The 5615-nt window shown below is 73.0% G+C and carries 7 protein-coding genes; all 7 read right to left on the reverse strand.

From position 1 onward, the window contains the following. Positions 1-82 precede the first annotated feature (82 nt). From HW578_RS22180 to lpxD, 7 genes are read right to left on the reverse strand one after another with little or no spacing between them, the layout of a single operon-like run. Entirely contained in the window at positions 83-1471 is a 1389-nt protein-coding gene (locus HW578_RS22180) for a YcjX family protein (RefSeq protein WP_198372889.1), read from the reverse strand. Positions 1472-1493: 22 nt separating this feature from the next. Then, complete coding sequence (locus HW578_RS22185) at positions 1494-1856, reverse strand: lipocalin-like domain-containing protein (protein WP_198372890.1); 363 nt, start codon at positions 1854-1856, stop codon at positions 1494-1496. A 50-nt stretch (positions 1857-1906) separates the two neighbouring features. Next, the gene (gene gloA, locus HW578_RS22190; RefSeq protein WP_198372891.1) at positions 1907-2308 is read right to left on the reverse strand and encodes a lactoylglutathione lyase; all 402 of its coding nucleotides are present in this window, start codon (positions 2306-2308) and stop codon (positions 1907-1909) included. Beyond that, positions 2305-3165, reverse strand: coding sequence for an LpxI family protein (locus tag HW578_RS22195; protein WP_198372892.1), 861 nt, complete (start codon positions 3163-3165; stop codon positions 2305-2307). Before HW578_RS22195 ends, gloA begins: the two co-directional genes overlap by 4 nt. Then, positions 3162-4004 (reverse strand): acyl-ACP--UDP-N-acetylglucosamine O-acyltransferase, encoded by an 843-nt coding sequence (lpxA, locus tag HW578_RS22200; protein ID WP_198372893.1) that lies wholly within the window; start codon positions 4002-4004, stop codon positions 3162-3164. The genes HW578_RS22195 and lpxA overlap by 4 nt, the downstream gene beginning before the upstream one ends. 2 nt (positions 4005-4006) lie before the next feature. Then, positions 4007-4489 (reverse strand): 3-hydroxyacyl-ACP dehydratase FabZ, encoded by a 483-nt coding sequence (fabZ, locus tag HW578_RS22205; RefSeq protein WP_198372894.1) that lies wholly within the window; start codon positions 4487-4489, stop codon positions 4007-4009. Further along, on the reverse strand, positions 4486-5544 hold the full coding sequence (gene lpxD, locus HW578_RS22210; RefSeq protein WP_198372895.1) for a UDP-3-O-(3-hydroxymyristoyl)glucosamine N-acyltransferase: 1059 nt from the start codon (positions 5542-5544) through the stop codon (positions 4486-4488). The genes fabZ and lpxD overlap by 4 nt, the downstream gene beginning before the upstream one ends. Between the last annotated feature and the right edge of the window lie 71 nt (positions 5545-5615).

The following is a 5615-nucleotide window of genomic DNA, read 5'->3' on the forward strand; positions in this document are numbered from 1 at the left end:
GGGCCCGGCCGGTCCCCGCCGCGCTCGTCCGGCGCCGCCGCGGGCACGGCCGGCGCTTTGCCGCCATGGCCGCCGCGCGCGCTCACAGCGCATCCCCGATCAGCCAGGCGAGCAGCGCGTCCAGCCCGAGATGCGGCATGCCGCTGGCGCCCGCGGGGTCGAGCCGCGGCGGGCGGAATTCCGGCATGGTGAACAGGCCGGCATCCCAGAAGGCGGGTTCGGGCGGCTTCATCGGCACCTCGCCCGGATAGATGGTGGCGCCGACCCCGTCCTGCAAAAGGACCCCGCGCACGGCGGCGACCGAATGGCCCTCGAGCCGCGCGACCGCGTCCTCGGTGCAGCGGATGGCAGCGAGGGCGTGGAAGGAGACCGCCGCGCCCGATTGTTCCGCGCGGCCGCGCGCGCCCATCGTGATGTGCTCGGCCAGCGCGGCCAGCGCGTCGCGCGCGCGCGTGGGCACGTGGTCGGCCTTGGTGGCGGCGAAGGCGACGCGCGTGGGCGCCGCGCCGAGCAGCCGTTCCAACCAGTTCGCACCGGAGATGACGGAGGCGATGGCGGAGAGCGCGTCGCCGGTGTCGTGGAAGGCTTCCTCGCCGGCATGCAGCGCGCCCAGCACGTCCACCAGTACGACCTGGCGGTGGAAGCGCGCGAAGAAGGGGTCGAGGAAGGTCGCGCGCTGGTCCGCCAGATACGCATCGAAGCGCCGCGCGCAGAGCTGCGCGAGGCCGCCGCGTGCGGTGGATGGCAGCGGGAAGAACCAGAGCAGCGGCGCCTCGCCGCGCGGGCCGGGGTTGAGGAAGCGGCCGGGCTGGAGGTAGCGCAGGCCATGCGTGTCGCGGCAGGCGCGCAGCGCGTCGCGATAGAGCGTGTAGCCGCGCTTCGCGAGCGCATCCTCCGCTGCCGCGTCGTCGGGCAGGTCCTCGAGGAAGGCGAGGAACTGCGCTGCCGCGCCGGCGCGGATGCCGCGCCCGAGGCGCGCCAGCGTCTCCTCCGACCAGGCGGCGTAGTCCTGACGCAGCATCGGCAGGTCGAGCAGCCATTCGCCGGGATAGTCGATCAGGTCGAGCGTGACGCGCCGTTCCGGCAGCAGGCCACCAAGCGAATTGCGGCGCTCCACGTCGATGGCGATCGACAGGGTGGAGAAGTCATCTGTGCGCTCGGGCCAGCGCGGCGGGTCGGCGGCGAGTGCGGCGAGGTGCCCGTCGGGGTCGAAGCGCGGGATGGTCTCGGTGCCGGCGGGAATGATGAAGACGCGGCGGATGCGCCCGCCGGTGGCGTCGGACAGCGCGGGCAGCGTGCGCGCGCCGCGCCCGGCGGCAAGCAGGTTCGCGATCAGCGAGGTGAGGAAGACGGTCTTGCCCGCGCGCGACAGGCCGGTGACCGCGAGGCGGATGCGCTCGCGGCCGACCAGGGCACGCGCGGCGTCCTCGGTGGTGTCGAGGAGGCCGCGCAGAAGGTCGACGAGGTCCAAGGGCGGTGTTCCCGTCCGCGCGTCAGCCGACCCGTTCCCAGGTCAGGCGCAGCCCCGCCGCATGCCCCAGGACGGGCATCGTCGGTGTCGCCACGTAGCGGCCTGGCCCTTCGAAATGGATGCGGCGCACCTGCTCGATCGGCGCCGAGGGATCGGAGGCGGCATCCACCAGCACGGTGAGGGTCTCCCCGTCGAAGCTATAGCGCCCCGCGTATCCGCTGAAGAGCGCCGGCTCATCGGGCCTCGCAACTGCGACGATCATGCGCTCGGCCTCGTAGGTGATGATTCCGATCGGGTCGGGGCCCAGAGGGGGTGCGAGCTCGACCCCGTCGGGGCCGAAGGCGCGGGCCTCCACCAGTCTCCAGGTGCCGATCAGGCTTCCCATCGGTGCCTCCCATGTGCGGCGGGCGCGGGCCGGAACCCGCACCGGGCCGGTCAGGACATCCGCTGGATCAGCTCGATCTTATAGCCGTCCGGGTCTTCCACGAAGGCGATGATGGTGGTGCCGAACTTCACGGGGCCCGCCTCGCGCGTGACCTTGCCGCCGCCGGCGCGCACCGCCTCGCAGGCCGCCGCCACGTCGGGCACGCCGACCGCGAGGTGGCCGAAGGCGGTGCCCTGTTCGTATTTCTCGACGCCATAGTTGTAGGTCAGCTCTATCTCGCCCTGGCCTTCGGCATTGCCCTGCCCGTAGCCGAGGAAGGCGAGGGTGTACTTGCCGTCGGGCACGTCGCGCCGGCGCAGTTCCTTCATGCCGAGCAGCTTGGTGTAGAAGGCGATGGAACGCTCGAGGTTGCCCACCCGGATCATGGTGTGCAGGAAGCGGCCTTCGGTCATGCTGTGGTTCCTTCGGAATACTCGGCCGGGTCGAAGGCCAGCAGGAAGATCCCCGCCGCCGCCGCGCCGGCGATGGTTGCGTCACGCTCCAGGAGGATGGTGCCGCCGGCCTCGAAGGCCAAGCCGCGCACCCCGGCGAGACGCGCATTCTCGACCGTGCGCGGGCCGATGGTGGGCAGGTCCGCGAGGCGCGACTGGCCGGGCTTAAGCGCCTTGACCAGCACGCCGCCGGGGCCTTCGCGCCGCAGCGCGCCGGCGCGGGCGAGCATGGCGTCGGTGCCCTCGATCGCCTCCACCGCCAGCACCAGGCCCTGCTGCACCACGCAGCCCTGGCCGACATCCACCGCGCCGAGCGCACGGCACACCGCGAGGCCACGCTGGATGTCGGCGCGGGCAAGGTCGTCGGGACCGGGGCCGGCCAGCAGCGCGGCCGGCGGCAGTAGCCCGGCCAGCACCTGCTGCGCGCCCAGCACCTCGAACCCGTCCTCGGCCAGCACGTTCATCACGGCGCGCAGGATGGAATCATCGCCGGTGAAGGCGGCGCGGCCGATCCGCGCCAGCAGCTTCACCCCCGCCGCATCCGGGCGCAGCGACAGCACCGAGGGGCGCGAGACGGTGCCCGCCAGCACCACCTGCCGCACGCCATGGCCCTTCAGCCAGGCGAGCATGGTCGCCGCCAGCCCCCAGCGGAAAGCCTGCGCCGGGAAGCGCGCATAGGCGGCGGCATCGCCATGCCCGTCCAGCACGGCGACCACGACCGGCCGGCCCGAAGCCGCGACCGCTTCCGCCACGCGCACGGGCAGCAGCCCGCCGCCGGCGATGATGCCCAAGGGGGCGTCGCTGGGTCCGGGGCTCACGACCCGTCCCCGTTCTCCTCATCCGTGCCGCCGAGCTCGGGCGCGGCCATGCGGCCCGGGCGCACGAGCTGGCGCCGGCGCGAGGGGTCGCGCACGAAGGCGATCAGCTCCTGCACCAGCGCATCCTCGGGGAAGCGTGCAGCGGCCTGGTCGAGCTTCGCGGCGAATTCGCCCGGGTCCTTGAACAGCATGGTGTGCACCGCGCGCAGCGTGCGCAGCTGGTCGCGTGTCGCACCCCGGCGCAACAGGCCGATGCGGTTGAAGCCCACCAGGCGCGCCGGCAGCCCGAAGACGTAGCCGAAGGGCGGGATGTCGTTGGTGACCCCCGCCATGCCGCTCACCATCGCGAGGCGGCCGATGCGCACCGTCTGATGCACCGCAGCCCCCCCGCCGATGAAGGCGCCGGGGCCGACCTGCACATGCCCGCCGAGCATCACGTTGTTGGCGAGGATGACGCCATCGCCCAGCACGCAGTCATGCGCCACATGCGCCGTCGCCATCAGCATGCAGTTGGCGCCGACGATGGTGACGCCGCCGCCGCCCACGCTCGCGCGGTGCACGGTGGCGCCTTCGCGCACCAACGTGCCGGCGCCGATCTCGCAGCGCGTCGGCTCGTTGCGGTACTTCAGGTCCTGCGGCGCCATGCCGATGGTGGCGAAGGGAAAGACGCGCACGCCGCGGCCGATCCGCGTGTGGCCGTCCACCACCACATGGGCGATGAGCTCGACATCCTGTTCGAGCACCACGTCCGGCCCGATGACGCAGCCCGGGCCGATGCGGCAGCCTTCGCCGATGACGGCGCCCGGGGCCACCGCCGCGGTCGGATGGATTTCGGCCATGCTCAGCGGTCCAGGATCATGGCGGCGTAGGTGGCTTCGGCCACCACCTTGCCGTCCACCTTGGCCTCGGCGGAGAACTTCCAGATGTTGCCGCGCTGGCGTTCCTTGGTGACGTGCACGCGCATCTGGTCGCCGGGCACCACGGGCTTGCGGAACTTCGCGCTGTCCACGGTCATGAAGTACACGAGCTTGCCGGCCCAGTCCGGGCCGAGCGTCTCGACCACCAGCACGGCCGCGGTCTGCGCCATGCATTCGATGATGAGCACGCCGGGCATCACCGGCATGGTCGGGAAGTGGCCCTGGAAGAAGTTCTCGTTGATCGTGACGTTCTTGATCCCGATGCAGGACTGGTTCTTCACCAGCTCCACCACCCGGTCCACCAGCAGGAAGGGGTAGCGGTGCGGGATCGCGTGCATGATCTGCGCGATGTCGTAGGTGCCGACCTCGGTGGCCTCGGTGGCGTCGGTCTTTGCGTCGCTGGTCATTGCGTCCCGCTCGTCTTGTCGTTCCCCGCCTTCGCGCCCTCCCTGGGCGCCACCTGGCGGCGCAGCCAGGCGAAGGCCTTCAGCGTCTCGCGCGCTGGCCAGGCCGGGCTGCCCACCACGTCCGTGCCGGCGGGCACGTGGTTCATCACCCCCGCCTGCGCGCCCACGCGCGCGCCGTCGCCCAGCGTGATGTGGCCGGTGATGCCGGCCTGGGCCGCGACCACCACGTAGTTGCCGAGCTCCGACGAGCCGGCGATGCCGGCCTGCGCCACGATGACGCAGCCGCGCCCCGTCTTCACGTTGTGGCCGACCTGCACCAGGTTGTCGAGGCGCGTGCCCGGCCCCAGCACCGTATCCCCGGCGGCGCCGCGGTCGACGCAGGAATTGGCGCCGATCTCGACGCCATCGCCCAGGATCACGCGCCCGACCTGCGGCACGGTCACGTGCTCGCCGGCCTTGGTGGTCACGAAGCCGAAGCCCTCGTTGCCGACGCGCGCCCCCTCGTGCAGCACCACGCCGCTGCCGGCGATGCAGTGCAGCAGGCTGGCATGGGCGCGCAGGATGGAGCCCGCGCCGAGCACGCAGCCGGGCCCGACGACGGCATGCGCGTGCAGGATGCAGCCCGGGCCGATCTGCGCACCCGCGCCGACCACCACGAAGGGGCCGATCTCGCAGCCCTCGCCGATCGTCGCATCGGGCGCGATGACGGCCGAGGGGTGGACGCCCGCCATCGGCTCGGGGCGCGGATGGAACAGGGCGGCAACGCGCGCGAAGGCGAGCTGCGGCGCATCGACCACCAGCGCCGCACAGCCCACGGGCACCGCGGCCTCCGCATCGGCCGTGACCAGCACCGCCCCGGCGCGGCTTTCGCGCAGGGCCGCCTGGTGGCGGCGCCCTTCGCAGAAGGCGAGGTCCTGCGGGCCGGCGAGGTTGAGCGGCGCCACGCCGGCCAGCATCCGCCCGGCATCGCCCGAAAGCCGCGCCCCCGCGGCTTCGGCGATGGCCGCGAGGCTCAGCGGGCCGTGCGCGGGAAAGAAGCGCGGATCGGCCCCCACGCTCAGTTCCGCCGCGGCGGCTGGGCCGGCGGCGTGCCGCCGGGGCGCGCCGGCGCCTGCGCCGGGCGCGG

Origin of the sequence: Roseomonas rosulenta, assembly GCF_016106005.1 — a bacterium.
GTDB lineage: Bacteria > Pseudomonadota > Alphaproteobacteria > Acetobacterales > Acetobacteraceae > Neoroseomonas > Neoroseomonas rosulenta.